Origin of the sequence: Streptomyces sp. NPDC094147 (genome assembly GCF_044764265.1) — a bacterium.
GTDB lineage: Bacteria > Actinomycetota > Actinomycetes > Streptomycetales > Streptomycetaceae > Streptomyces.
Map to the genome: position 1 here is coordinate 26,272 of NZ_JBIWHT010000011.1, position 24,778 is coordinate 51,049.

At 68.4% G+C, this 24,778-nt stretch carries 19 protein-coding genes and 9 pseudogenes; 14 read left to right on the forward strand and 14 right to left on the reverse strand.

Translation table 11 applies throughout. From position 1 onward, the window contains the following. Positions 1-639: 639 nt before the first annotated feature. Positions 640-786 (forward strand): annotated as a pseudogene (locus tag ACIQ8J_RS18360) (ISAs1 family transposase); the annotation flags it as partial. A gap of 72 nt (positions 787-858) precedes the next feature. On the opposite strand, the gene ACIQ8J_RS18365 reads toward ACIQ8J_RS18360, so the two are convergent. After that, positions 859-1,443, reverse strand: a complete 585-nt coding sequence (locus ACIQ8J_RS18365; protein WP_403277219.1) for a hypothetical protein — start codon at positions 1,441-1,443, stop codon at positions 859-861. Positions 1,444-1,638: 195 nt separating this feature from the next. On the opposite strand from ACIQ8J_RS18365, the pseudogene ACIQ8J_RS18370 reads away from it, so the two are divergent. After that, a pseudogene (locus tag ACIQ8J_RS18370) lies at positions 1,639-1,881 on the forward strand (transposase); the annotation flags it as partial. Between the two features lie 164 nt (positions 1,882-2,045). Here ACIQ8J_RS18370 and ACIQ8J_RS18375 read toward each other — a convergent pair. The 4 genes and pseudogenes from ACIQ8J_RS18375 to ACIQ8J_RS18390 all read right to left on the reverse strand — a co-directional run. Continuing rightward, positions 2,046-2,556: pseudogene (locus tag ACIQ8J_RS18375) on the reverse strand (helix-turn-helix domain-containing protein); the annotation flags it as partial. 400 nt (positions 2,557-2,956) lie between these two features. Then, positions 2,957-4,438, reverse strand: a complete 1,482-nt coding sequence (locus ACIQ8J_RS18380; RefSeq protein ID WP_403277197.1) for an NADH-ubiquinone oxidoreductase-F iron-sulfur binding region domain-containing protein — start codon at positions 4,436-4,438, stop codon at positions 2,957-2,959. Continuing rightward, positions 4,435-5,268: a hypothetical protein gene (locus ACIQ8J_RS18385; protein WP_403277199.1), complete on the reverse strand. Its 834-nt coding sequence runs from the start codon at positions 5,266-5,268 to the stop codon at positions 4,435-4,437. The genes ACIQ8J_RS18380 and ACIQ8J_RS18385 overlap by 4 nt, the downstream gene beginning before the upstream one ends. 806 nt (positions 5,269-6,074) lie before the next feature. Continuing rightward, positions 6,075-6,398 (reverse strand): annotated as a pseudogene (locus ACIQ8J_RS18390) (transposase); the annotation flags it as partial. 1,076 nt (positions 6,399-7,474) lie between these two features. On the opposite strand from ACIQ8J_RS18390, the gene ACIQ8J_RS18395 reads away from it, so the two are divergent. Together ACIQ8J_RS18395 and ACIQ8J_RS18400 are read left to right on the forward strand one after the other, a co-directional pair. After that, positions 7,475-7,705: a hypothetical protein gene (locus tag ACIQ8J_RS18395; protein ID WP_403607861.1), complete on the forward strand. Its 231-nt coding sequence runs from the start codon at positions 7,475-7,477 to the stop codon at positions 7,703-7,705. 262 nt (positions 7,706-7,967) lie between these two features. Then, complete coding sequence (locus ACIQ8J_RS18400) at positions 7,968-9,446, forward strand: pyridoxal phosphate-dependent aminotransferase (RefSeq protein ID WP_403277203.1); 1,479 nt, start codon at positions 7,968-7,970, stop codon at positions 9,444-9,446. Between the two features lie 355 nt (positions 9,447-9,801). Here the strand turns inward: ACIQ8J_RS18400 and ACIQ8J_RS18405 are convergent, their stop codons facing one another. Then, complete coding sequence (locus ACIQ8J_RS18405) at positions 9,802-10,173, reverse strand: beta/gamma crystallin domain-containing protein (RefSeq protein WP_403277205.1); 372 nt, start codon at positions 10,171-10,173, stop codon at positions 9,802-9,804. A 663-nt stretch (positions 10,174-10,836) separates the two neighbouring features. Between ACIQ8J_RS18405 and ACIQ8J_RS18410 the strand changes: the two genes are divergently transcribed. After that, positions 10,837-11,010, forward strand: a complete 174-nt coding sequence (locus tag ACIQ8J_RS18410) for a hypothetical protein (protein WP_403273338.1) — start codon at positions 10,837-10,839, stop codon at positions 11,008-11,010. Positions 11,011-11,101: 91 nt separating this feature from the next. On the opposite strand, the gene ACIQ8J_RS18415 is transcribed toward ACIQ8J_RS18410, so the two are convergent. Further along, positions 11,102-11,557 (reverse strand): VOC family protein, encoded by a 456-nt coding sequence (locus tag ACIQ8J_RS18415; protein WP_403607863.1) that lies wholly within the window; start codon positions 11,555-11,557, stop codon positions 11,102-11,104. Between the two features lie 269 nt (positions 11,558-11,826). Here ACIQ8J_RS18415 and ACIQ8J_RS18420 point away from each other — a divergent pair, with 269 nt between their 5' ends. The 3 genes and pseudogenes from ACIQ8J_RS18420 to ACIQ8J_RS18430 all read left to right on the forward strand — a co-directional run. Continuing rightward, positions 11,827-11,949, forward strand: a complete 123-nt coding sequence (locus tag ACIQ8J_RS18420) for a hypothetical protein (protein ID WP_403277208.1) — start codon at positions 11,827-11,829, stop codon at positions 11,947-11,949. 792 nt (positions 11,950-12,741) lie between these two features. Next, positions 12,742-13,320, forward strand: a complete 579-nt coding sequence (locus tag ACIQ8J_RS18425; RefSeq protein WP_403277209.1) for an RDD family protein — start codon at positions 12,742-12,744, stop codon at positions 13,318-13,320. A 256-nt stretch (positions 13,321-13,576) separates the two neighbouring features. Continuing rightward, positions 13,577-13,903 (forward strand): annotated as a pseudogene (locus ACIQ8J_RS18430) (transposase); the annotation flags it as partial. Between the two features lie 767 nt (positions 13,904-14,670). On the opposite strand, the gene ACIQ8J_RS18435 reads toward ACIQ8J_RS18430, so the two are convergent. Further along, entirely contained in the window at positions 14,671-15,519 is an 849-nt protein-coding gene (locus ACIQ8J_RS18435; protein WP_403277211.1) for a helix-turn-helix transcriptional regulator, read from the reverse strand. Between the two features lie 138 nt (positions 15,520-15,657). On the opposite strand from ACIQ8J_RS18435, the gene ACIQ8J_RS18440 reads away from it, so the two are divergent. Both ACIQ8J_RS18440 and ACIQ8J_RS18445 read left to right on the forward strand, forming a co-directional pair. Beyond that, on the forward strand, positions 15,658-16,437 hold the full coding sequence (locus ACIQ8J_RS18440) for an NAD(P)H-dependent oxidoreductase (RefSeq protein WP_403277213.1): 780 nt from the start codon (positions 15,658-15,660) through the stop codon (positions 16,435-16,437). A 167-nt stretch (positions 16,438-16,604) separates the two neighbouring features. Continuing rightward, positions 16,605-16,979: pseudogene (locus tag ACIQ8J_RS18445) on the forward strand (beta-glucanase); the annotation flags it as partial. A 216-nt stretch (positions 16,980-17,195) separates the two neighbouring features. Here ACIQ8J_RS18445 and ACIQ8J_RS18450 read toward each other — a convergent pair. Continuing rightward, positions 17,196-17,534 (reverse strand): hypothetical protein, encoded by a 339-nt coding sequence (locus tag ACIQ8J_RS18450; RefSeq protein ID WP_403277215.1) that lies wholly within the window; start codon positions 17,532-17,534, stop codon positions 17,196-17,198. A 646-nt stretch (positions 17,535-18,180) separates the two neighbouring features. On the opposite strand from ACIQ8J_RS18450, the gene ACIQ8J_RS18455 reads away from it, so the two are divergent. Then, positions 18,181-18,483, forward strand: a complete 303-nt coding sequence (locus ACIQ8J_RS18455; RefSeq protein ID WP_403607865.1) for a hypothetical protein — start codon at positions 18,181-18,183, stop codon at positions 18,481-18,483. Between the two features lie 1,382 nt (positions 18,484-19,865). Further along, positions 19,866-19,992 (forward strand): annotated as a pseudogene (locus ACIQ8J_RS18460) (ATP-binding protein); the annotation flags it as partial. A gap of 204 nt (positions 19,993-20,196) precedes the next feature. Here the strand turns inward: ACIQ8J_RS18460 and ACIQ8J_RS18465 are convergent. The 5 genes and pseudogenes from ACIQ8J_RS18465 to aac(6') all read right to left on the reverse strand — a co-directional run. After that, a pseudogene (locus tag ACIQ8J_RS18465) lies at positions 20,197-20,604 on the reverse strand (GrpB family protein); the annotation flags it as partial. A gap of 334 nt (positions 20,605-20,938) precedes the next feature. Next, the gene (locus ACIQ8J_RS18470) at positions 20,939-21,196 is read right to left on the reverse strand and encodes a hypothetical protein (protein WP_403273280.1); all 258 of its coding nucleotides are present in this window, start codon (positions 21,194-21,196) and stop codon (positions 20,939-20,941) included. 495 nt (positions 21,197-21,691) lie between these two features. Next, positions 21,692-21,991 carry a hypothetical protein gene (locus tag ACIQ8J_RS18475; RefSeq protein ID WP_403273295.1) on the reverse strand — a complete coding sequence of 100 codons (300 nt, stop codon included), beginning with the start codon at positions 21,989-21,991 and terminating at the stop codon, positions 21,692-21,694. A gap of 304 nt (positions 21,992-22,295) precedes the next feature. Continuing rightward, positions 22,296-22,433 (reverse strand): annotated as a pseudogene (locus ACIQ8J_RS18480) (hypothetical protein); the annotation flags it as partial. A gap of 224 nt (positions 22,434-22,657) precedes the next feature. Continuing rightward, complete coding sequence (aac(6'), locus tag ACIQ8J_RS18485) at positions 22,658-23,131, reverse strand: aminoglycoside 6'-N-acetyltransferase (RefSeq protein WP_403273292.1); 474 nt, start codon at positions 23,129-23,131, stop codon at positions 22,658-22,660. A 143-nt stretch (positions 23,132-23,274) separates the two neighbouring features. On the opposite strand from aac(6'), the gene ACIQ8J_RS18490 reads away from it, so the two are divergent. Together ACIQ8J_RS18490 and ACIQ8J_RS18495 are read left to right on the forward strand one after the other, a co-directional pair. Then, a complete protein-coding gene (locus tag ACIQ8J_RS18490) occupies positions 23,275-23,931 on the forward strand; it encodes a hypothetical protein (protein WP_403273278.1) in 657 nt (218 codons plus the stop codon). Continuing rightward, positions 23,889-24,725, forward strand: a complete 837-nt coding sequence (locus ACIQ8J_RS18495; protein ID WP_403273276.1) for a hypothetical protein — start codon at positions 23,889-23,891, stop codon at positions 24,723-24,725. Before ACIQ8J_RS18490 ends, ACIQ8J_RS18495 begins: the two co-directional genes overlap by 43 nt. Positions 24,726-24,778: the final 53 nt, after the last annotated feature.

Consider the following 24,778-nt stretch of genomic DNA (forward strand, 5'->3'; position numbering starts at 1 on the left):
GAGCAGCGGTGACTCACGCACCCGCAGACCACGAGACCTCGGTGAACATATCCGGTCACGGCACTAGGGCGTGTCCGGCGAATCTGGTCGCCCGCAGCGGGCGGTGCTGTTTGGTGCTGGTGAGCGGTGGTCTGGTGCGTGCAGCTGCAAGGCGGAGGAGGGAGTCGACGCGGAGCGTCGGCGAGTGACGACAACGCGGCAGATGGGCGTGCCAGACCACCGCGTCCCAGACAAGATCCGCCGGACACGCCCTAGGTGCCACCGCCGTCTGCGCCGCGCCGGGAATCGCCACGGCCGACGCCGCTCACGACGGCTCAGCATCCTCACGGATCGAGGGCTCGCCGAACAGTCCGTGCACCGGTATCCCGGGCAGGGCTTCGGCGTAGTCGCGTGATGCCCGGTTCGTAGCGGACTGTCAGCTCAGCGGCCGTGTTCTCGGAACGTGACAGGCACGGCTTCCAAGATCATGGAGTTCTCTACGCCCCGTGATCCAAGTGGAAGACCGTGCCTGCCGACGCATCATCTCTGATCCCGCCTGCCCTTGACCAACTGCGCGAGAATCCGCAGGTCGGACCCGAGGAGCTCCCGGGCCTGCTGGAATGGCTGGCCGAGGTGCCGGACCCGCGTGACCCACGCGGGGTGCGCCGCCGCCTGGCCGTCGTGCTCACTCTCACCGCGTGCGCGGTGCTGGCCGGAGCGACCTCGCTGCTGGCGGTCGGCGAATGGATCGCCGATGCCCCTGGGCATGTGCTCGAACAGGTCGGTGCGAACCCCGATCCGCTCCTGCCCATGCGGGTACTGCCCGCCGAGAGCACGGTCCGCCGGCTGCTGGCCCGCGTCGACGTGTTGGCGTCGTGGTCAGAAACCGCAGTTCACCCTCGTGGCAGTCCCGTTCCCGCCATCGGAGAAGGTGTGCCAGTTCCCCGGCAAACGGAGGTCATTGCACTCCACGGCCGCCCCGTGGTTGATCTCCAGCACCGGCGTGAACCGCTTGGGTGCACCGTAGTTGTCGATGGGGACAGACTGCGAGGTCCGCCAGCCCGTGTTCGCGTTGCTGTAGGCCCGGTCATACCTCCAGCCGGAGCCGTCGGCATACGGGTGCTCGTCGTCCAGGCGGATGTATCCCACCTTGTTGCTCAGGTCCACGCTCCCGTCCTGGTTCCAGTGGAATTCGGCGTACACCTGGCGGCAGTTGGGGTTGGGAAAGTAGCCCAGGTACAGCATCCCCAGCCGCCGCGGGGCTCGCGTCCACGGGGAGGACCACGTCCCCAGGTCGTAGAAGTCCACGGGGTTGTTCGCCATTATGGGATTGGAACACGGGCTGGCCGCCTGTGCCGGGCCAGCGGGGACGGCCACGGCCAGGCAGGCTGCGGCGATGGCCACGGCGGCCGCGGCCAGTCGGCGCAGCGACAGACGGGCGGTCTTGACTAGACGCGCAAGCATAGAAGCACTCTTCACTGATTCCCCATTTCTCGGCGTGTATGGATTCGTTGGGCGAGCTGGGTGTTCTCCATGAGTGCCTTTGAGCTCGTAACGGAATCTTGCTGATGTGTCCTGGTCGGCCGTGACTGTTGTGATGATCTGACCGTTCGAGAGGGTGTGACGACTCGCCCGTGGATCGTGGACGACGACTTGTGGATGCTGATCGAGCCGCTTCTGCCGCCCTGGCCGAGCGGCCGCCGGGACCGAGGCCGGTGGACGACCGGCTCTGCCTGCAAGGCATCCTGTACGTCCCGCACCAGGAAATAGCCTGGCAACTCCTCCCGCTGGAGCTGGGGGTTCGGCTCCGGGCAGACCTGCTGGCGCCGGCTGAACCGCCGGCAAGAGGCAGGCGTCTTCGACCAGCTTCACCGCGTCCTGCTCGCCGAACTGAACGCTGCCCTTGCCGAAAACTCATCCATCGAGGTCAAACCGCATGTTGGTACTCGTGGAGAATGCCGCCGAGGCGGTCGCGGCGGCAGATGTCCAGGCGGGTGATTTCCTGCGGATCGGCGGTCGGTGTGAGCAGGCGGCGTAGCGGGCGGGCGTTGGCGATGCCCTGATGGGGCCCACGTACTCGAACTACGTTCGGGCGACGGGTCGATCCCGGCCTCAGTCAAGATCTCCCACACGGTGGATGACGGCCACCTCCACGCCGAGGACGAGCAGTTCGCCGTGGAGCCGGCGATACCCCCACCTGGGGTTGTCCCGCGCCAGGCGCAGGACCAGAACGCGGATGGAGCGCACCGTCCGCGGCCGTCCCGGTCGCTTCGGGCGGGACTCAGCAGCGTGGCGGCGTGCGATCAGGTCGCGGTGCCAGCGCAGCACGGTGTCCGGCCGGACCAGCAGCCGAAGCTGGCGCAGCACTCCCAGCGGGACTCGGTGCAGCAGCGCTGCCAGGAACACCCGATCGCTCGGGCTGAACCGCATCTTCTGTTTGCCGAGTTGATGCTCCAACACCGACAGCTGGTGGCGCAGGGCGAGGATCTCGACATCTTTGTTCCGGTCACTCATAGGCAGCAAACGCAGCATGGCGAACGTGTTGGTGACACCGAGGTAGGCCAGTCGAACCAGCACGGTCGATCATGATGCCGCAGTGCCACCAGCCTCGTGAGAGCTCCCGCGTCACCGGCTCCAGCCAAGCTCCCCCTACCCGCTCCCACCAGCACGGATGAGTTTTCGGCAAGGGCATCGCTACCGAGCCGAGATGATCATCCGCTTCGCTGTCTGGGACCACATCACCGGCACCGCAGGCCTACCCCAGCCCGCCTGAACGAGGCCGATCCCAGGGCCGATCACGACCCCGGCACGACCAGTCCGTTCAGGCCCCGCCAAGTTGACAACGCCCTGTTGACCAGTCGGTTCGCATCGCCCGCCTACGGTGCTGGTTCCCTCACCCTGCACAGCATCAGCGCGAATTCAGACTCGCCTGCCCCGCGCGGCAGGTAGGTGCCGGTGCCCTGTCCTCAAGGGGGCGTCACACGCGACGGCGGAGACGCATTGCCAGGGCCGGGCACTGGTTGACGGCGCGGCGGGCGTCGTGCTCCTGCCAGGGAGCGACCGGGATGGTGGCGGAGGTGGGGTAGCCGTGCGGGCCGAGGCGAATGAGGCCGGGGGCCAGCACGGCGCACAGACCATGGCCGGTGCAGCGGGACCAGTCCACCTCGAGCCGGGCGCCCTTCGCGGGTGGGAGGGGCAGTACTCCGCGTACGGGGCGGCCGCAGCCGGGGCCGGACAGGTGGGCGTCGACGTCCTCGGAGAAGACATCCAGCGCGGTGAGCAGGAAGCGGGCCGTGCCGTCCGGGTGCGAGCATGCGCCACCGGCCTGGGCCGCGCCGAGGGCTAGCCGGGCGTCCTCCAGTACCGCGGGCTTGACAGCACCGGCGGCCAGCATGGCCAGCGCCTCAGCGGCTTCGGGCAGGCCGCGTTTGCACGGTCCGCACTGGCCGGCGGACTCGGCCGCCAGCCAGGCCGCTACCTGGGCGGTCTCGCCGAGCGGGCAGGTGTCGTCGGGGAGCGCGATGATCGCGCCCGCACCGAGGGTCCCGCCGAGGGCGGCGAGGCCGGCGCGGGAGAGCGGCGCGTCGGCGGCCTCCGATGGGCGCAGCCAGGCGCCGTGATAGCCGCCCACCAGCACTCCGGCGCCCGGCTGGAGGCCGCAGGCGTCCAGTACCGGGCCCAGCTGGGTGCCGGTCGGAACTTCGACGACGAGCGGATCGGCACCTGGCCGGTTGACGGTGAGCAGGATCGTGCCGGGTTCGGCGGCGGTGCCGACGGCGGTGTAGGCGTCGGGTCCGAGCCGGGCCGCGAGGGCGAGTTGGGCCCAGGTCTCGGCGTTGGAGAGCAGTGTTGGGCGGCGGCGCACCCCGCCCGCTGCGCCGTCGGCCGCGCGGGCCTTCAGCGGCGCTGGTGTCACCGGCAGACCGTTGATGCCCCGGATCAGGGCCCCGGATTCGCCGGAGACGAAGCGTTCGGGCAGGGATACGGTCCGGGCAGGGCAGGGAAGTTCACGCTCGGCGAGGGCGGCCGGGACCGATATCTCGCCGGGGCTGCCCGCGGCGACGCCGATCACGATCTCCTCGGCGCCGAACGCGGCTGCGGCCAGGCAGGCGCCGTCCAGTACCAGGTGCGGCACACGGGCGAGCAGCATCTTGTCCTTGGCGCTGGCCGGTTCGCCCTCCGCGCCGTTCACCACGATGACTGGCGCTGTGCCGGTGCGCTCGGCGGTGGCGAGCGTGGCTCGGGCCTTGCGGGCGAACGGGAAGCCGGCGCCGCCGCGGCCGGACAGTTCGACGGCCTCGGCGAGGGCGAGCAGATCCTCCTGGTCCGGTTCGGGGAGTGGCGGGTGGACACGGGTGTGGGTGGAAAGGTCCATGCGCTGGTAGCGGTCCAGGCCGGCGGTCAGCCGGCCCGGTTCCACCCAGCGCACCTCGGGCAGCTTCAGCGGGGCGTTCTTCATTCGCTGCTTCCGGGCTGGGCCAGGCGGAGCGGCCGGGGCCCTGGTCTCCTGGCGTGCTTCGGCTGTTTGGGTACGCCGTTACTCTGTGCGGATCGGTGGGTCGCCGTTGTCGGTGCTGCGGGCCAGGCGATCAGGCGGGCGCTGGTCGTGGGGCGCGGGGAGCGCGTGGACAGTGCGGACAGCGCGGCCGGGCGGACGGCAGCGGGCCGGTATGCCTTGGCGTCGCGCCGACGTCGGCTCCGGGTCCGGTGGCGGCCCAGATGGGAAAGGGAACGGACCAGCAGCGCGAGTGCCACCAGGGCCGCGCACAGGCCGTAGCCCCAGAGCACCCACACGTGCGCCTTGCGCCCCGCCGTCAGCCCGTGCGCCAGGGAGATCGGCCAGCAGACGTACGCCGTCGAGTGCAGCAGCCGCCATAGCCAGGGGCGGCGGCCTGCGAAGCGGCCGCGGAGCACGCCGGTGGCCGTGATCAGGACGAGCAGGTCGGCGGCGACGGTGCCCAGGCTCGCTGCGAGGGCGGTGCCGCCCGTGAAGGGGGCCACCGCGGTCTGCGGAGCGGCGTGCTGCTCGACGACCTTGACCGCGATGTGGATGGCGAGGAAGCCGAGCGCCGCGACGGCGCTCGCCCGGTGCACCGACTGCACGGCCACCCGCAGTCGGGGGGTCAGCACCAGCCGGTCGGTGGCGGCGAGCCCGCATGCGACCACAGCGGTCAGCGAGAGCAGGGTGAAGACGCCGGCGAAGTAGTCCAGGAAGGCCATCGTCCGGCCGACTGCTGCGGCCGACGCGGCGCCGAGCCCAGGACGGGCGAGCAGGGGGACGCTGGACATGGGCACCTTCTTCCTTGCGCTCGGGTCGCGCAGCCAAGCCGTGGCGGGACCGGATCGGGATTCCGCATGCCCACGTCGGGGGGCATCGCCGGGACGTGTGCACCGGCGGCACTACACGTCAGGGCACATCGTTAGCCCGGACCCACCCCCGTGCCAACAGCTCCTGATACGGCCCACGACCGTATCGACCCCGGCATCGACACCGGTTTCCGGGCAAGGTGGCAGTTTGTCGCCAACGACCGTGCCTAGTAGTTGCCAAGAACGACGTGACCAGACTCACCCGTGCAGGTACGGGCAGTGTCAAGATCCCGGGCAAGGCGATCGCCTGGTCCACCAGTACTGCGATCACGAAGAGTGCGGTATTCGCGGAGCTCGGATTGTCGGACACCGAGACACCGGCGGGCCGGGGGAGCTGGTGTCGGCCGGCGACGCCACCCGGAGCCGCACACTGCGCCTGAGGGGCCGGACCCCGGGCCGGGGAGGCTGCGTCCGAGCGCGCCCACACCACCGACCGGCATCACCCCGCCCCGAACCCGCTGAAAGAAGCTGACGCACCGAAACTGAAAGCCGTATGACGGGCATCACAGGGGCGGTGCAGAGGGCGCGAAGGCGACAACTGCGGCCATCCACTGATGATCGCAACTGCCGGCGGCCGCGTAGGTGCCGGTGGCGCGATTCGCAACGGGAACTGCCTGCTGATCACTGCCAAGGAACACCGATCCCAGGGCGTGGACTTGGGCCGACCACGGGCAGAGGCCCCGCGGGTTGCTCCGACGCTGTTGGCGAATCTCGTTGAATGGGTCCTTCTACTTCACCCTGCCGGTCGTTTGATCGGCGGGGCGAAGTGCTGCGAAGTGGCTGGTGCGGGTGGCCGCCCTGGGTGTCTGGGTGAGGTGGGCGTCGATGCGCGCGACGTTGATCGCCGCGCCGGTGAGCTGGCGCTGGAGACTGGCCTTCGCGAGCCCGCGATAGCCGGATCTACGCAGGCCGCAGCGGCCGACGCCCTGGGAGATGGTGCCTTCGACCCCGGCCCGGATCTTGCAGCGGTCTTTCCATGCACCGGTCTGCTGCTCGGTGCGGACCTTGCGGACTACCTCGTGCTCGTCCCGTAGGCGGAGGTTCATGTCCCGCGCGGGCTCGACAAGCGTGACGTGCCCGGCGTCGCCAAGTGGGTGCTGCTGCGGCCCGGTTCCTGACTTCCCGGCATGTGAGCCCCTCAAATCGCTACCGTATGTGATGAAATACAGGCATCCAATTACCCTACGCGGTCGTTACGGTGCTGCTCCTCGCCGCGCACAGCGTCCCGCGTTCCCACGAGGAGTCCCATGTTCCGCAAGGGGATCCGCCGCAGGGGGAGGTGGACGTTCGCGGCCTGTGCCGCGCTCGTCGTCCTGTCCGCCACCGCGCCTGTCGCGCTCGACCCCCACCAGGCCGGCTGGCGTCCGTTGGGCGTCCGGCCGGTCCAGGGTGCCGATCCGGTGCCGGAAGTGGTCTGGCAGCGCGGACAGTTGGGACCGTGCGGCCACCAGGGCGGCGCCCGGCCCGCCGTTTACGGGCAGCGGTCGCACCTGCGCCTCGTTTTCGACACGTTCGAGTACGTCGAGCACGCGCCGTGTGCTGAGCGGGTCCCGCAGCCCGCCGTGGGCATCCTCCCGGTTTTCCCCGGCCTGGACGCCGCTGAGGAAGCGCAGGATTCGAAGGGCGGGCATGTGCGAGCTGACGAGCACGTCCGAGGTGAGGAGACGAGTGAAGGCAAGCGTGAAGGGGAGCGAGGAAGCGGGGTGTCGGCCGACGAAGACCTGTCCGTCCGGGAACCGGCCGCGCACCTCGCGAGCGGCCCGCAGTACCCGCGAGTCTTCCGGGCCCCGGGCGACCGGACGACGGCGGACCTGCCGGAGCCGGGCTCGGGCCGCGTGAGACGGGCCGTCAGGACGGCGGCCGGCGCACCCCGCCCGACGACTCCTTGGCGGGGCGCGGGCGGCGGCTCCGGCGGTGCGGACAGATCCGGGGAAACTGCCGGGGCTCCGACGCGGGGCAGCCACGATAGCCGCCCGCCCTCACGGGACGGCAGCCCTAGCGCCGCGGCGAGGAGCCACGGCGACAGTTCGGGGACTCGGCCGGTGCGGCCGGTCTACCGGGTGCCGATGGCCCCGCCGCTCAGTCCCGGCCGCTCGCCCGGCTACCCCTGGGTGGGGCAGCCGCCATCGTGGGGCCAGGCCACGGCCACGGCGACGTCCACGGCGACGGCGTGGAGCGGACCGGTCGCACCCCGCTGAATCGCCCTCGGGCGCCCGGTATCAACCTGCCCGTCGACGACGCCGTGATCACCGACCTCGCCACCGCAGCCACAGCAGGAATCACCGCCCTGGCCGACCGGCACCACAGCACCCCGGCGGAGCCGCCGAGCCGCACTGACAGGGCCGTTCCTCCTGGTTGAGTGTCCGTTCAAGACTCCATGAACCCCACCGGCCCCACGCCGGTGCTCACACCCACCAGATGAGCCACGCGATCCACAGGGAGGCAAGACCGGCTGTCCACGCACTCGTTGGCACGCCCAGTTTCCGACATGGCCAAAGGGGTTGGAACGCCAAGCCGTCGCCGCGCCACCTGGCCGGTTCGTGTTCTGTTCATCTTCGGCGATCCTCCCGAAAGATAGGGGCTTGCCGGGAAAGTGACACCTGCCGACGGAGGAACCCGCGATGACCGCGAACCCGAAGGGCACCACGACAGGGCAGCAGAGCCGCGAGGAGCGGACCTCCGAGGAGATCACGGCACTGCTCGCCGGGGCCGCCGACCCAGAGCACCGGCTGGCCGTCCACCAGGAGCTGTACCCGGACGTGACCAACCTGGCCACGGCGGAGAACGTGCTGGTCTATCCGTCGCTGCGGGACAACGTGTTCGAACGGCTCGGGGTCCTGGAGCAGAAGGACGTCAAGTACGCACCGTCGTACGGCAGTTCCGAGCTCCGCCAGGGCATTGCGGACATGCTCCGCCCGATGTTCTCCGCGGACTTGAAGAGCGAGGACGTCTTCGGCACGTCGGGAGTGTCGGCTGCTCTGGAGTGCCTGGCGTTCGCGCTCAGGGAGGGCGGGATCCTGGAGATCGGCGATCGGGTGCTGCTGCCCGCGCCCTACTGGCAGGGCTTCAACTGGTGTTTCGAGCAGCGGCCCGAGCTGGTCACCGTTCCCGTTCACCTCCGGGAGAAGGGTCCGGAGAACTTCGAGCTCACCCTGGCCGATGTGCAGCACGCCTACCGGACCCAGCCGGAGCCGCCGAAGCTGCTCGTCCTCACCAATCCCAACAACCCCCTGGGCGACAACTACGGCAAGGACCTGCTGGAGAGCATCTACCGGTGGGTGCTCACGGAGACCGGCATGCACATCGTCTCCGACGAGATGTACGCACACTCCCAACTCGCCGGAGCCGGGCCGGAGTTCGTCAGCGCCCTGGCCCTGGACGCCTACAAGAACATCCCGGAGGCGCGGGACCGGGTCCATGTCGTGTGGGGATTCGCCAAGGACTTCGGTCTTTCAGGCCTCAAGGCGGGAGTTGTGATCTCCAAGTCGCCGGTGGTCCATCTGGCCATGCAGGGCATCAAGGACAAGCAGAACAGCTACGCCTGGTTCAGCCCGTTCGACTCGCTCAAGCATCGTGTCATCGGGGCCATGCTGAAGACTGTCGTCGACGGCAAGAGCTACCCGCTGGAGCTGATGCGGCAGTACCGGGGCTGGCTGACCACGGCGTTCGAGGACACTCGCCGCGCCCTCACGGACGGCCACATCCCGTACCGCTACCGCGAGGGGCAGAACGCGGCGCAGTTCTTCTGGCTCGACCTGCGGGCCTATCTGCCACCGGCCGGGACGGCGGTGATTCCGCCGGAGATCGGGCCGCATTTCCCGCAGCTCGACCGCATACCGGAGCCGTTCGCCGCTGAAGCCGAGAAGAAGGGGACGGTCGCCCTGCCGATCCTCTTCCCGGACATCTCCAGCGAGGAGGAGTGGCTGCGCTGGTACATCGCCACCTACGCCCAGGTGCAACTGCTGCCGGGGCAACTGCTGTCCTGCGCCGAGCCCGGCTACTTCCGGCTGTGCTACACGGCCGTCGACACCAGCGAAGTCATCGCCTCGGTACGCAGGATCGCCGACCTCCTGGCACCGTGGGGGAACAGGCTCCGTTGAGGTGCAGGCAGGACTCCCCCGAGCGCCTTGGCTCTCTACAACGGCCTGAGGAAGCTGCGTAATGAGGCTGTCCATGAAGGAGCCACCGTCAGCGAAGACGCTGACGGTGCCCTCTCCAAGGCGTCCAGCACCGTTGGGTCAAGGCGCATCCCGGCGGCGTCATGGTGGGCCCTTCCCCCACCCAGCCCATTGTGCGTCAGGGGAGGGACACCGGCGCCGAGTTGGCTGCCTGGGCAGCCATCGCGTGGGGGCGTGTCAGTACTTTACAGACCCTCCTCACAGGGGCGTAGCGGTTGGGAACGGGATGCCGTAGACCGTTGTCGGTGCCGGCTCTTCCGTCCCCGCCCACCGGGGGTCAGTAGATGGTGAGGTCCGTCAGGTACGAGTCGCCAGCCCAGTCCTTCAGCGAGTAGCAGGTGTGACGGGCGATGCTCTGGCCGGCCGGGCCGCCGGAGGCGAAGGAGACATAGATGTCGTTGTTCCCGCTGCACACCTGCCACACGTTGTGGATGTTCGGGTGGGTGGATCCGGCGTTCGCGTAACAGGTCGAGCCCTGGTCGGAGTAGACGGTGACGTAGTCGCTGCCGTCACAGACCGGGTTGGTGATGGCCGGGCGCGCCGCAGCGCCACGTGCGGTGGAGGCGTGGCCCTGGGCCACGGCGGGCACGGCAACGGCAAGGCCGAGCGCGGTAGTTGCGGTGGCAATTCCCAACAGGCGCTTGAACACAGTCGGTCCTCTTCTCAAGGCGATGCCCGCACCGGAGCGGTAACAGGCATGAGTGATCTTCTTGGGACGCCCTGGTCCGGACCAGACGGTTTCCAGCCCAAATTGGCATGCACGCGACTACGAGACCAGGACAGCCAGTTCAGTGGCATGGATCCACTGGTCCATGACCGACGTCATGCTCCGCCGTCTCACCCGCACAACCACCGCGACCTGGCGCGACCCGCCCGCCGGCACCCCCACAGAGCAGGAGCGTCGATGAAGCACCTCCTGGACAAGATCGAGGCCCGGCAGCAGCTGATACGAGACAGCCGGACAACTGCGTGAGCAGGCCACACTCCGCACCGAACAACTCGCCGCCGCCGAACACCCCCTGGAGCGCCTGGACATCACCCGTGCGACGATGCTGGAACTGGCCGCCGAGGACGGCATCGAACCACCCGAGCCACTGCCGCCCGGCTACCGCGAGGTCCTCGCCGCCTTCGAACAGGCGGGACACGGACTCCGCGCCAAGAAGATCTGCGAAATCCTCGGCATCGGCTGCCAAACCGGCCCCCCGTTCGGGTCCCCAGCGCGTGTCCATCCACCGACTCGACCAGTCATACGGCAGCTTGGACCAGTCACCGACTCAACCTCAACTACCTCAACAACAAGAGGAATCCCCCCATGCGCCGCACCGCCGCGATCCTCCTCACAACCGCCTGCATCCTCGGACTCACAACCACCACCGCAACAGCCGACGGCACCCCCGCCGCTGCCCCCGCCAGCGGCGTCGTCGACCTCCCCACCGTCGCCGGGTACGTCATCCAAACCGTCACCGCACTCGGAGGCCTCAGATGACATTCGCGAAGCCACCGACAACCACCGCGCGTTACTGATGTCGGCCCGTCAGGGTGGATGGCTACGCCAGGCCGGGCCTCGGGGAGCGCGCTCAGTTGTGATGGCTCTCGTCGATGGTCGGCATTGTGTCCCCACCCGGATGCCATTTGCTGAGGAACGTGGCCTGTTGGCCGGTGTCGACGAGTTCGATCCGTGCCCCGATGCTGTCCACGTGGTGGTAGGCGAAGGGGCGGCCGTAGGGGCAGCCGGTGAAGTCTGTAGACATCCCTTGCGCCTCCAGGCGCCGTGATGCTTGCTGGACGTCACTGGACCAGAATCCGAGGTGGTCGAACCTGGCTCCCTGAGACGCATCCCAGGGGCTGCCCGCAGGACCTTCGATCAGCTCGATGAACGGCGGGCCGCCGGCGCTGAAGACGATGCGGTAGTCCCACTCGCCGAGCCTGCCGGGCTGGGGAATGCCCCACTCGACCCCGGCAGCACGCTGAAAGTCATGCATCGCCTCATCGAGATCTGGCACGGCGAAGCACACATGATAGAAGGCAGTCATCCACCCATGATCGAACACGTCGTTCCACATGCGCGGGGGAATAAAGAGCAGGGCAGGCCGACTGCGTCCGATTCAGCAGAGGGGCACCCTGACGAGCCGAAGTCAGCAGACCGGGCGCCCCACCCCACGAGAACAGGAGAAACCCGATACGTGCCCGCCCGATCGTCACCGCCCTGCTCCTGGCCGGCGCAGCCGTCATCCCCCTGTCCACCCCGAGCACCGCAACACCCCACCCAACACCCTTCGGACCCTGCCAGCGCGAAGGAGCCATGTCCGTCGGAGAGCACGGGTTCTACACATGCGCCCAAGGCCGGTACATCCCCCGCGACTGCCACCCCGGCGCCAGACCCGTACAGATCCACCAGGACACCGTCATCTGCACCGACGAGTGACCGCTGGGCCGTCGGGAGGGCCTGCTCGGCCTGGCGTTGGCGGTTCACTTCTTCTTCATACAGCCATCCTGCCCCGGCACCCCGCCGTTCGGGACCGCTCCACGGATCCGGACGGCCCGGGTTCCACCGTGCGGGTAGGACAGGCGCAAGGGCCGTGTCGTGGTGGTCGACCGGCCAGTTGAGCCGGCGACGCGGGCAGGAACCGCCCCCCTGGACCCTGCCCCGCCCGGCCAGGGTCCCCACCCCACAGTCGCTCCAGTCGCTTCCCCGGCGGCCCCGGAACCCCGGCCGCGCCCGCGGTGGTCGCGGACCGGACCCCGCTCGACTGGGCCGCCAGCGGGCCACGGACGCAGCATTCCTGCCTAGCACGCCCAAGCCGCGCGCGCCCGAACACCGGCCGGGGCAGAATCCGCTGCGCGGCCCGCCCGGCATGAGACCTCACCCGGCGGGGTGAACTCCCGCCCCACCCCGCGTGGCCCGGGATACGCCGGGCAGCGTCGAGGCGGGCTCGCAGGGAACGGCGACCCGAAACGATCGCAGTCGCTATCACGCGGTCTGAGAACCCTCCGGGCCCATCCACGTCCCTACCGCCGTCCCCCGTCAGCACACCGAACGCCCCATGCGCCGCACGTACTTTCCCCCACAGGGCACAACCGGCCGCCCACCAAAGCGCCGCCGGGCCCAAGGCAACCCGCCCTGCCGCACGGCCTGCCGCAGGGCCGACGCGGACACGAAGTATCGTCAGAGCCCTTCAGCGGACTGCCCGTCCGCCTTGCGGGAGGGGACACGCGCGTGAGCGAGACCAAGGCTGCGGCGAGCCCGGTGGCACGCGATCTGCCGTGCCCCATCGGCGATCACCCCCGCCGGGACCTGGCCGTTCTCCTGGACATGATCTGGGCCGCACTATGCGGACTCATCGTCCTGATCATCAGCGTGGTCGTACAGGAGAGCCTGGCCACGAGAGCCGGCTCGGACATCTCATGGAAGGTGACCGGCCTGCACGGCCTGGCGATCGCGGTGGCCGCGATGCTCGCCGCGTCCTTCACCAACCAGGTACTCCTGACCGTATGGACACGCGCCAGCCTGGGCAAACACGCCACCCTGCTGCGCGTCGTACGCGTCGACACCACCGCGCGGCCCCGCTTCCCTCAGACCGTGCGCCGCTGGCTGTACGGCCTGGCCTACGTCATCGCCGTCCTCCCCCTCGCCGCCCTCCAAGTCACGGACATCGGCGGCCCGGACGGACCGCGCCACGACGCCATGGGACTACGCACCGTCCGCCGCACATGCCTCAAACTGCGCGGACAGTGCCCGGACTGCAAGTGGAACCACTCACGTCGACGCGGTGCCCGGATCCCCGTACAGCGCTAGGGCCTGTACGGCGGATGCTGCTACAGGCGACCTATCGGACACGCTCTAACTGAGTGTTTGGTCCTGTTTCACGGCAACCTGTGACGGTATTCCGTCCGCGTTTCCTTGGTGCTGCAGCGGGCGGTGAGAAGTCCGTCTTCTCCTGCGAAAGCGGAGACCTGTCTCGTCCGGACTTCTCCCGTCCGGCTCCAACACGCGCCGAAACGGTGCTCTTTGACCGCTCGCCAGGACGGCCGGCCCGCAGTACATCTGAAACATGACCGGGCACGACGGCTACCCCAGCGACCTCTCCGACGCACGGTGGGCGCTGATCGAACCGGTCCTCACGGCCTGGCGGGCCGAGCGCCGCCGGCAGGCCCTGGCCATCGGACGCCCGCCCGAACACGACCTCCGCCAGATCACGAACGCGATCCTGTACGTGGACCGCACCGGCATCCCCTGGCGCTACCTGCCCCACGACTTCCCGCCCCACCAGACGGTCTACGGCTACTTCGCCCGATGGGACCAGGACGGCGTCTTCGCCCACCTCACCGGGCTGCTCCGCCGCCAGGTCCGCGAGGCCGAGGGACGCAGCAGCGAGCCGGGCCGTCGTCACCGGACAGTGCGGCCAGCCAGGGCGTTTCGGTCTCGGCGGGAACGCGTGCCCAGTTGGCGAATGACGCAGCCTCCTCGGGCGTCAGGACCCGCGCAGCCCTCTCGGCCTTATCCGCCGCGAGGACGCTCCGCAGTGCCGGAGGCACCTCGTCCATGTCGGGAAGGCCGTAGATATCTTGCATCTGGCCATTCTCTCCAGCCGCGGGACCCGCCCGGCGACGCTGCCGGTGAGCCGGCAGATCATGTCTGGCGGCGGCATCTGCTGGTCGCGGACGTCAGGGTGTCGAAGCCACCTATCGGACAGGCCCTATGACGGAGAGGTTCGGTCCGCTCCCAAGCCACGAGTCCAGTCAAGGACTCCCCAGAAGCAGGAATCCCGTTCGACGCGATGCCCGAAGAGTTCGCGGTCCGGTCCGTGGCATGCCCCAGGGCTGATTCAAAGTCCGCCGACGCCGAATCCTGCCCGCGTTCGCAAGTACGTTTGCTTGGGTGTCGCCGCAGGCCAGAGGGCACTACTGACCGTCGCGTGGTCTGAAGAGGCGTCAGACTGGCTTCCATGACCGATCTATCGCGCGCCGCTGACCTGCAACGATGCGAGGAGGGTGGGGCTTTGAATTAGCCCTGGGCATGCCCCAGCCCGAAGTCCCCCCGTTGCTCGACCCTGCCTGACTGACAACTCGTCATCACACCCGAATCAACTCGCGCGGCCTTCGCCACGTCCCCACCTGCGACCAAGATCAATCACGGGGCAGCCCGTTAGCGGCGGACCTGAGCGTTCACTGTGAGATTCGCGTCATCGCTGTCCGCGCCCAGGCCCACGAGCAGGCGCAGTCCGTCCTCGGCGGGGCTGCCGGGAGCTGCGGACAGGACCAGCAGCTCCATACCCGATTCATCCGGTAGTGCGAAGTTCTCCTGGTGCAGTTCAAGGAGTCCGACCAGCGGGTGCCGGTACGCCTTGTGTCCATGTGTGCGGGCGCGCACGTCTGCGCGGGCCCAGAGGCGGCGGAAGCGTTCGCTGCCCATCGCCAGTTCGCCGATGAGCGAGGCCAGGCGGGGGTCCTCAGGGTATTTACCGGCGGCCAGGCGCAGGTGCCCGACCACGTCGAGGGTGCAGTTGTCCCAGTCCGCGTAGAGGCCGCGCTCGGCCTCCTCGAGGAAGATGTGCCGGGCAGTGTTCAGGCCCGGCATCGGCTGGCCGAAGAGGAGTCCTGCGAGGCGGTTCCCGGCGAGCACGTCCAGGCGGTGGTTCATGACCAGCGCGGGTGCCCCGGTGACCAGGTCGAGGACATGCAGAACCTCCGGCCGAAGCCGCCCGTCCGGCGCCTTCGCGCGGCGTCGGGGCTGCCGGGCGAGGCGGTCGAGGTGTCCGCGTTCGGTCTCGTCGAGAGCAAGGACGCGGGCGAGCGCGTCGAGGACCTGCTCGGAGGGCTGGGTCGCGCGGCCCTGCTCCAGGCGCACGTAGTAGTCGACGCTGACGCCGGACAGGTGTGCGACCTCTTCGCGGCGCAGCCCTGTAACCCTGCGGCGGCCGTCGACGGGGATACCAGCAACTGCCGGGTCGACTCGGGAGCGCCGGGTGCGCAGGAAGCCTGCAAGATCGTCCATGCCCCCAGTATGGCTTCGCTGGAGCTGGTGAAGGTGGCCCTGCCAGTACCAGGAAGTCCCGTCCGACGGAAGAGGCGCCCCTGAACGCCGGGCGCCGCAGCGGCCAGGATCGAAGGCATCCGATCCGAAGGAGTTCCCATGAAGACGCTGATTGTCCACGCCCACCCGGAGCCGAAGTCGCTCAACAGCTCGCTGAAGGACCTCGCGGTGTCCATGTTGGAGGGCGCAGGGCACGAGGTACGGGTGAGCGATCTGTATGCGATGAACTGGAAGGCGGTCGTGGACGCCGTGGACTACGGTGCCGACGCCTCAAGCCCGTTGCGGGTCGCCCGCGACTCGGGCCGGGCCTTCAAGGCGGGGACGCTCACTCCGGACGTCCGCGCCGAGCAGGAGAAGCTGCTGTGGGCCGACACGATCGTCTTCCAGTTCCCGCTGTGGTGGTACACGATGCCCGCGATCCTCAAGGGCTGGGTGGATCGGGTGTTCACGCACCGCTTCGCGTACGGAGTCGGCGAGCACAGCGAAACCAAGTACGGCGAGCGCTTCGGCGAGGGCACGCTGGCCGGCAGGAAGGCACTGTTGTCGGTCACGATCGGCGGCCCGGAATCGCATTACGCCGCTCGCGGCATCAACGGCCCCATCGACGACCTGCTGTTCCCGATCCACCACGGCATCCTGTACTACCCGGGCATCGAGTCGCTCCCGCCGTTCGTCGTGTACGGCGCCGACCGGCTGACCGAAGAGGACTACCCGACCCTTGCCAAGGCCTGGGAGCAGCGCCTGCTCACTCTGGAGTCGACCGAGCCGATCGCGTTCCGGCGGCAGAACTTCGGCGACTACGAGATCCCCTCGCTGCACCTCAGGCAGGGCCTTGAGCCGGTAGGGCGCAGCGGGTTTGGGTTGCATGTGCGGGGGTGAGGGCTGGGGGTGGGCTGCCACAGGACCGTCCACCCGGGACGCACGCTCGACTACCCGGGGCTCCCGCGCGCAGCCCATCACCAAATAGCCTTCGAGGGATATGTCGGCATGCACTTGGGCAGTGTGGACTCGTGCTTTCCAACGCTCCGGCGTGGTTTCGCGCCTTTCTGCGCCGACCGCGCTCTGGCGGCCGTTCCCCGGCGGCCGACGGCCCGGTCGTGTTCAGTGCCGACTTCGCTTCGCGGACGCAGTGGGTCGCGGGCCGCTCGTCGGCGTATCCGGACGGCGGTCCGGTCAACCCCGGTGACAACAAGCTGGATTACCTGGTCGACGATCCGTCGTACAGCCGTGGCGGAGTGTTCCGGGCGACCCGGAACCCTGACGGCACCTGGAACACCGGCCTGTTGACCACGGAGGGCAGCCCCGAGGGGTTCGTGGTTCGCACCGGAGACGTGCTGGAGACACGCGTGCGGCTGCCCACCGGGGTGGGGGCGTGGCCCGCCATCTGGACCTGGCGGGACGGCGGTCAGGAGATCGACGTGCCCGGGACGGACGGAGTGCAGGCCGATAGGGTGACGGGTGTCCGGCGGTTGGAAGAGGCGCAGTCTCTCTGCGCCGGCGCGGGGCGGGAGCAGCCTCGCGAAAAGGCAGCCGCAGAGCGGGTCTTGGGCGGGTGGCCGATCTCAGGCGGAGCACAGACCGGGTGCTCGACGAGTCCCGGTGCCCAGACAGCGGCTCGGCACCGGGACTGCCTGTCCTTACTTCTCGAAGGCGGCGTTGTTACAACCCATGCTGGAGCCCAGCTTGGCCTGCTGCGCACCCGCGTTGCCCTCGCCGTTGAGCGCGCCCCCGAGCACGCCGTTGAGGACTCCGACCGCACCGAGGACGTCGATGTTCAGGTCGTGCGACCGGCACTGGGTGCCCTGGGAGACGTTGAAGACATCCCCCTTCCCGCGCTTTCCGCCGTCCTCCCCGTCGCTGGAGAAGGAGTTCATCCCGCCCCGGCTCCCACCGTGGGCATTTGCGGTGCCTGCGCCGAGGAGGCCAACACTGCCCAGCACGGCGATTACAACGGCGGCCTTACGAAGCTTGCGCAATTTCATCTCCGGTAGGTCGAACGGAAGCAATCAGAAGTTGATCGACTTCGTACGAGCATGAAAACTAATGCGGAATATGTCCCAACTCCTCAGTGACACGCTGAATTTCACGACTGCCGCGATCCAAATCCGCCCCGCTTATCAGATAACTCGCATCCTCGGTGACCTCAGGGTATCGGCCGCAGCGAATGGATCGGGGCGGGCCTGCCCTTGCCAAGAAACGCATCCGCGCAGGTCACACGGCATGTCGGCACTCGTGGAGGATGCCGCCGAAGACGCCGCGCCGTCGTATGTCAAGGCGGGCGACAGCCGAGCCGGTGCCCGCCGATGGTCGGACCGCGTCCGGTGGCAAGGAAGTGACGGGTCGACTCGTCGAACTCAACAATCCCGGCGGGCTCGCCGGTTTGGGGAGGAAAGCCGCAGGGCCTGTCCTGTTGGGAGCACGGTGACACGGCGTGCCGCCGAACGGATGGCCCTTCAGGCAGGTGAAAGCCCCAAGGACCCACCGCCGCACTGAGGAAGTGTCGTTCGGTGAGGAGGGAGCGATCGGACAGCCCGACCAGGGTCGGTTTCCTCAGCGGGTCTTCATCGTTGTCAAGGCATGAAGAAGACAATGCTGTTCACAGCCCCCCTCATCCTCGCGCCCATGCTGGCAACCCCAGCCGCCCACGCCGCCGACAAAAGCGTCCTGACCATCAGTCCGCGATCGGGCAACGTGTGCGTCAACCTCACCCGGGACATCAAGACCATCGACCTCCCCCGCGGCTACCGAGCCAGCATCCACAAGGAGAAGAACTGCAGGGGACACGTCCTCCTCGAATCCACCGAACGCCGACTCACCGACCTCCCCAGCGGAGCCACCAGCGTCCACGCCTCCAAGGACTCCTCCGACATCCATCTCCCCCTCGTACAAGGCCTCATCGGAGATTCGCCCACAGGCACGGCCTGAGCGGGTGGACACACCATCGCTGCCGCCTACACCGCAGCTACCAGCACCGACGGGCCAGGGCGCAGAACAGCCCGCTGTCTAGGCTGCGTTGTTCGTGTGGGGCTCGGATGCGTATATCGGCGAGCGAGGTCGCGTTGTACGCGACGATCCGTCGCGACTACCGTGCGGGCCTCCCGATGCGTGCGCTGGAGCGCAAGTATGGGCCGACGTGGCCTACGACCCGCGCGCGCCGGGACATGGCGCCAGCGCGGGCCGGGGGCGGGCTCGCAGGTCATCGAGCTGGGTCGCTCGGGTAGTGACGGCAGGTGGGACAGGTGCTGGCTGCGGCATGATGCCCGTGCGGGCCGTCGTGTTCTTTCGTCGAGGATTTCGCACTGTTCGCCGTACAGGCGGTGAACCCGGCCACCGTGGGGCCGGGGCGGCGGAGGCGTCGGCGGCTGCGGTCGCCGGCACTCCCATGACGAGGCCAGCGGCGAAGAGAGCCGATACGGCTCCGCGAAGGGTCATCATGCTGTCAGATTTGCCCATCGCCAAATGGGCTACGCGCGGGACGAAATGGGTCATATGAAGGGCGCTGGGCTGGCGTTCACCACCAGGGCGGGAGACCAGGATCCCCAGGGCGGCGGCGACCCGCCACGCCGGGGCATCGAGTCCGCACACCCGTGACCACACAACGGAGATCTCCGGTAGGGGCGCGGCCCAACGCGATCAGGGCGGTCTGGCGTGGCGTTCCGCCAACGGTGCGCTCACGCGACCTATCAGACAGGCCCTAGTCATGCAGTTTCGCGCGACATCTAACGCGACGGCGGTGCGGCCGGCATGCAACATGTCGGCCGCCCTTCGGGATGCAGATGTGCCACACTCGACCAGCGCCATGAGCGAGACCTGCGGGTGCCCGCTCTGGTTGACGCCGTTCTTGCCGGGTGAACCCGAACGCGGCGGGGGTGTCGGGCACGTCGAGCGCGGTGCCGTCCCAGGCGACCAGGCGCAGGCCGAAGGCGAACACGGAGATCGCGACAGCTGAGGCGAGCTGGCCGCTCAGGAGCTGGACAGGGCGTGCAGCGGATTGTCGCCCAGGCGCGGGCCGGGTGAGCGCGGAACTGATCAGAAGCGGCCCACGCCACCCGCCCTCTCCGACCACCCCAACATTCGTCTCCGTGCACGACCCTCGTCATCGAGGACGGCATCCCCCGGACAGTGATGGTGTCCTTCGCCCAAGAGCATCTCGGTGAAGGCGAAGGCCGAAGCCGGGATTGAGGGTGTGGTCAAGGCGGCACCTTGAAAACCAGCCTGCCACCGCGAGAACCAACGAGGACCGCAGGGACGGGATGCGGCCAGGTGACAGGGCAACCCTTGTGTAGGAACAAGTGCCAGCCCCAGATGGCTGGTCCAAGACCTTCACCGACACCCGCGCTCTGCGCGGCGATCGTCGACCGGCTCACCTTCAACGCCACCCTCATCGAGACCGGCACCGAGTCCTACCGCCTCGCCCGCACCAAAGCGAACAGCGGACAAGGCCAACGGGACCAGGTAATCACCTGCCTCGTGACGGGCTCGGCGCGGGCTGCCAGTCTGTTTCGGTCGCAGTGTTCGGCTGCCGTCATCAGTACCTCCGTGGCCGGGGCTTTGATCTGCCCGTAGTCCAACAGGTCCGGAACGCTGAGCTAGGCGCTTCTTGAACGCTCCCCACGACCGGCGGGCAGCTTCATTGGCGCGCAAGCAATCCCGGAAGAGAAGAGCGAAGCGGACATTCGGGCCGCCCTCCTCGCGCAGATGCACATTGCAGGGTCGAGCACCGACCGGCGGCGCGAACACCAACTTGCGACAGTCCTGGCCGCCCGAGACCTCGGCGCGGTTCCAGGGCTCAGGGCGGCAGCGAAAGCCGATCGCCTCAAGCAGCCCACTCTGCGCGCTTTCGTCGATCGCCTCAACACGGACCTGGATGTCCACGCAGTCCTTGGCGGCCAGACCCGGCACCGAGGTGGAGCCGACATGATCGATCGACCAGGCTTTATCTCCGAGCGCACCGCGCAGAGTCCTGGCCAATTGCTCGAAGTCCACTGCCCACTGCGGCTGGTAGTCCAACACCGCCACGGGAGCCGACTCATCAGGAAATGGCATGCCTACAGCATGGACGGGCCGCTCAAATATCGGGGCCACAGGACACGGTGGTCCCGGATCAAGCCACCCTCCGGGCCCATCTCACAACGCCTGATCTTCACGAATCATCCGAGAACCGGGGCCCGTTGGAGTCGCCTCGACGGGGCCGCTGAACACCACGCTAGCCACCTTCATGGCGTAGTCACCACGGAAGAGCGGCCAGAACGCCCTGCGGCTCTGTCCGCAGTTCCGTCAAGGTCGCCCTCGTGAAATTCGCCTTCCACGGGCGCGAACGGCTGGGCATGCTGCGCGTCTTGGACGACGTCAACGTCCTGCAGGGCCTGCAGTGGGACGACTACATCAGATCACCGTCCGCCATCGCCCCTCCCCCGACCCGACTCACCGATGAACGTGCAACGGCGCGCAGCACGAAGTCTTTCGACCGGGAGCACGCCTGGGGAGTCGTGCCCCAGCCGATGTCCTCCACGTCGAATCCGACAGCGCCCCGTCCCATCATGCTTTGGTCCTGCAGCGTCAGGAGAGCTGCGAAGCGGATATCCCACACGTCATCGGCGAGATCGGACACCGCCAGCATCAACGCCTCGGTGAACACCTCCAGGCCCCGTTGGACAGGTACAGATGCCGTCCATGGCCACCGAATACGTTCCCCACCGGGCCACCGTACGGCGCCCCCATGCCTGCGAGTTCCGACTTGTTTGTAGGCGGCGTCGCCTCCGGCCCCGCTGGTGACCTCCGCCGGCTGCCACAGCATGCCTGAGCTTCGCTTTCTCCCTTCGGGGAAGGCCGGGGCTCAGGCTGGTTCACTGCTCACCATTTGGGCGGAACGTGCTTGTTTGTCTTACCCCCGTCGTACGTTTCAAGTTCCTCAACCACGTCAGAGCCGGTAGCGCTGCTATCGCCGGGCTGCTTCTCGTCCCCCGCTCGGGTCCGGTTGCCCTTTCCACGGGCCGACGAGCTGTAGGCATCGGGCGCTGCTTCACCTGCGGACTCGGGTTCACTGCTCCGTCTGTTCTTCTTGCCCATGCTGGCCACTCCTAGTGATTGGTCGGACACAACCACTCTGCGGCAGCGAGGCGTGTGGTGCACCTCAGGCCCCAAGCCTGGAGGCGCGCCGGGCAGGCTCTCCAGCCTGGGCTGCGTGAACGTTCGTTGGCGAATCCTCTTCTGAAGGGAAGGGGCGTCCGAAAGAATGCTGATCGGGCTGCTCTGGGCACGTGTGATCCGTCGGCCTTACGGTGTTTATCGACTTCTTCGACGGTGCCGAGATCTGGTCGGGGAACTCGTTGGCCAGGCCCCGGTAGCCCTCGTCCGCCTCGGCTTTCACATTCGGGTGCTGGCGGAGCAGCTCGGCGATGCCTTCGGTGCGCAGACAGGTCTGGTCGTACATCCCGGCCGGGCCTGTCGGCCCCGGACCACAGGGTGCGGCACTGGCCGTCGCTGATCGTGGTGGTCTTGGCTGTGTTCTGCTTCTTCTTCCCGGACACGAACACGCAGCGGCCGGGCCGGTGGGCCCTGGGGCGGCGGACCTGGGTCTCGGTGCCGTCGATGCGCGGTGCGACCTGCTCGGCTTCGGCGTAGGCGAACACGTCTGCCAGGGTGCGCAGCCGCAGTCCGGGCAGGTCGGGGACGGCGCAGCCGCGGTCTGCGAACAGGGACTGGATCTCCCCGATCGCTTCGGTGACGGTGGAGCGGCCCGCGCCGTACAGCTCGGCGAGTGCGGCGTGCGGGAGCTGGGTGCGCAGGTAAACCAGGGTGCCCAGCACGCGGTGGTAAGCCAGGGTGACTGGCACGCGGTCGGTGAAGACCAGTTGGTGCTTGCGGGCCCGCACCGGCTGCCCGCCGACGTGCTTCGCCCCGCGGCTCGTACAGCGCGGACTCCCGCCGTGCCTGCCACGGGGCGGCCAACTCCTCGATCAAGCCATCGAGATGTGCACGCGAGATGCCGGTGAAGGAAGGAGGGAACAAGACCGCACGGGCCCACTTCGTCTTCACACCCGAAGAACCCGTGCAGCCGCCGTCACGTCACGCCCCGAAGCGTTCGAGGGCGATTGCCTCAGGACAGCTCGTCTGCGAGCAGATCCATCAGCAGCCCGTCCTGCCAGGCGCCCGTCCGAGGGTCGCGTCCGTACGCCCGCATGATCCCCACGGGTTTGAACCCGACCTTGCCGTAACAGCGGATCGCCACAGTGTTGGCCACGGCGGGATCGATGGTCAGCCGGTGGTGGCCGCGTTCCCGCACCAGCCACCGGGCCAGTGTGCGCACCGTGTCGGCACCGAGCCCCTTCCCGTGGCGCCTCGCCGTCAGAAAGATGTCGATGCCGGCATGGCGGAACTCGGGATCGGTCTCTTCTTCGAACTGAACGGCGCCGATGACCTCACCCTCGAAAACGACGGCCAGCATGCCCTCATAGCCGCCCGGAGGCGACCACCACGCCGCGACTTCCGGTTCTCGTACGACCCTTTCGAGGACCTCAGTATCGCCATCGGTCACCGAACGCAGCACGACCCTGTCCCCATGCAGCTCCATGTCCTCATTCTCCCTGACCGTAAAGGCACCTTCGGCCCACGCTGCCCCTCGCCACGTCACGAGCTGATCCACTCAATAGTGGACCACGTCGTTAGCCTTCTTGGGCGCTGGGATACGAGGAACTGACCGCTCCGGAGCGGGAGTTGTGGGATGCCTTTCCCAAAGGGCGCCGGGTCGATCTGCGGTCGGGCGATACCGAGGGCGACGACGTGGGGGACGGAAGCCGGCGGGGCCCCGAACGCACGCTGCGGGCCGAGGTGTTGGCGTCATTGTTACTGGGAGAGCATGGCGAGCGGTCGGGGGTCGGCGCAGCCCTGCGGTTGTTCGGGGCGCGGATTACCGGCACTCTGGCGCTGGAGGGGGCTGAGGTGCGCTATTTGCTCCACCTCGAAGGCTGCTGGCTGGAGGAGACGGTGCGTCTCGACAGCGCGTCGACGCTCGCGGTCGCTGTGGCCCATAGCCGGGTACCCGGTTTCTGGGCCCCCTCGGCCCGTATCGGAGGGCGCCTGGACCTGCGTGGCTCTGTGATCGGGGCGCAGGACCGCCGTAACGCGGTCGAGCTCATCCATGCCCATGTGGCGGGCGGGCTGCGCCTCGACGGGGCCGTTTTGTCAGCTCCGGACGGTATCGCTCTGTCGGCGGGCGGCATCGTGATGGACGGCGGCGCGGTTGTGTGCGAGGACGGCTTCCACGCCCGGGGAGAGGTGATGTTCCCGGGGGCGCGGCTGTCGGGGGGCTATTCATGCGAGGTGCGTGCTTGGAGGCCCCGGGCGGCATCGCCCTCGGCGCGGACAGCGTGACGGTCTCGTCCATCCACTGCTCCCAGGGGTTCACGGCCGACGGGAGTGTCCGCTTGCGCGGGGCGCAGACAACGGATCTGCTCTCCTTCGAAGAGGCTGCCCTCGCCAGCGTTCCCCAATCTCTGGTGGCCACTGGCCTGCGTGCCCAGGATCTCGACCTGCGCTGCGCGGTCGCGCCCGCCGGCGCCGTCGATCTGCGTGGTGCACACGCCGCCTGGGTCCAGGACGACGCCCGTAGCTGGACGGGCGAGATACGACTGGAGGGCTTCACCTATGACTCGATCCGGTCTGCGTCCGACACGGTGGGTCGGAGGCTGGAGTGGATTCGCCGCAATCCCGGGTATGCGCCACAACCATACGAACAACTGGCGGGTCACTGCCGCCGGATCGGCCACGATGACGAGGCACGCCGGATCCTCCTGGCCAAGCAGCGCCACCGCCGCCGCTCGCTGCGACTGTGGAGCCGCGTCTGGGGTTATCTGCTCGACGGAGCCGTCGGCTATGGCTACCGTCCCTGGCTGGCCGGTGCCTGGCTCGTCATCCTGACCCTGATGGGCGCACTGGTCTTCGGCGCCCACACTCCGAGTCCGAACAAGCCGGGTGAAGGGCCACGCTTCAACGCCATCGTCTACACGCTAGACCTGCTGATCCCCATCGGCGGACTCGGCCAGCGCGATGTATGGCACTGGTCCAGCGGAGTCCTTCAAGCGATGGCCTACGGACTGATCGCGATCGGCTGGATGCTGACCACCGCCGTGCTCGCCGGGCTGACCCGCACCCTGAGCAAAAACTAGGCCCGCATGATGCGGCCTGGCTGCCTGACCTCGATCTCCATTCGAGAAGAGCT

Bases quoted from the DNA above. Each gene is read 5' to 3' on its own strand.
- ACIQ8J_RS18435 (WP_403277211.1), bottom strand. From the start codon at position 15,519: ATGGACGATCTTGCAGGCTTCCTGCGCACCCGGCGCTCCCGAGTCGAC.
- ACIQ8J_RS18365 (WP_403277219.1), bottom strand. From the start codon at position 1,443: ATGCTTGCGCGTCTAGTCAAGACCGCCCGTCTGTCGCTGCGCCGACTG.
- ACIQ8J_RS18380 (WP_403277197.1), bottom strand. From the start codon at position 4,438: ATGAAGAACGCCCCGCTGAAGCTGCCCGAGGTGCGCTGGGTGGAACCG.
- ACIQ8J_RS18400 (WP_403277203.1), top strand. From the start codon at position 7,968: ATGACCGCGAACCCGAAGGGCACCACGACAGGGCAGCAGAGCCGCGAG.
- ACIQ8J_RS18420 (WP_403277208.1), top strand. From the start codon at position 11,827: ATGTCCGTCGGAGAGCACGGGTTCTACACATGCGCCCAAGGCCGGTAC.
- ACIQ8J_RS18385 (WP_403277199.1), bottom strand. From the start codon at position 5,268: ATGTCCAGCGTCCCCCTGCTCGCCCGTCCTGGGCTCGGCGCCGCGTCG.
- ACIQ8J_RS18455 (WP_403607865.1), top strand. From the start codon at position 18,181: ATGCTGGCAACCCCAGCCGCCCACGCCGCCGACAAAAGCGTCCTGACC.
- ACIQ8J_RS18475 (WP_403273295.1), bottom strand. From the start codon at position 21,991: ATGTACGACCAGACCTGTCTGCGCACCGAAGGCATCGCCGAGCTGCTC.
- ACIQ8J_RS18415 (WP_403607863.1), bottom strand. From the start codon at position 11,557: ATGACTGCCTTCTATCATGTGTGCTTCGCCGTGCCAGATCTCGATGAG.
- ACIQ8J_RS18440 (WP_403277213.1), top strand. From the start codon at position 15,658: ATGAAGACGCTGATTGTCCACGCCCACCCGGAGCCGAAGTCGCTCAAC.
- ACIQ8J_RS18410 (WP_403273338.1), top strand. From the start codon at position 10,837: ATGCGCCGCACCGCCGCGATCCTCCTCACAACCGCCTGCATCCTCGGA.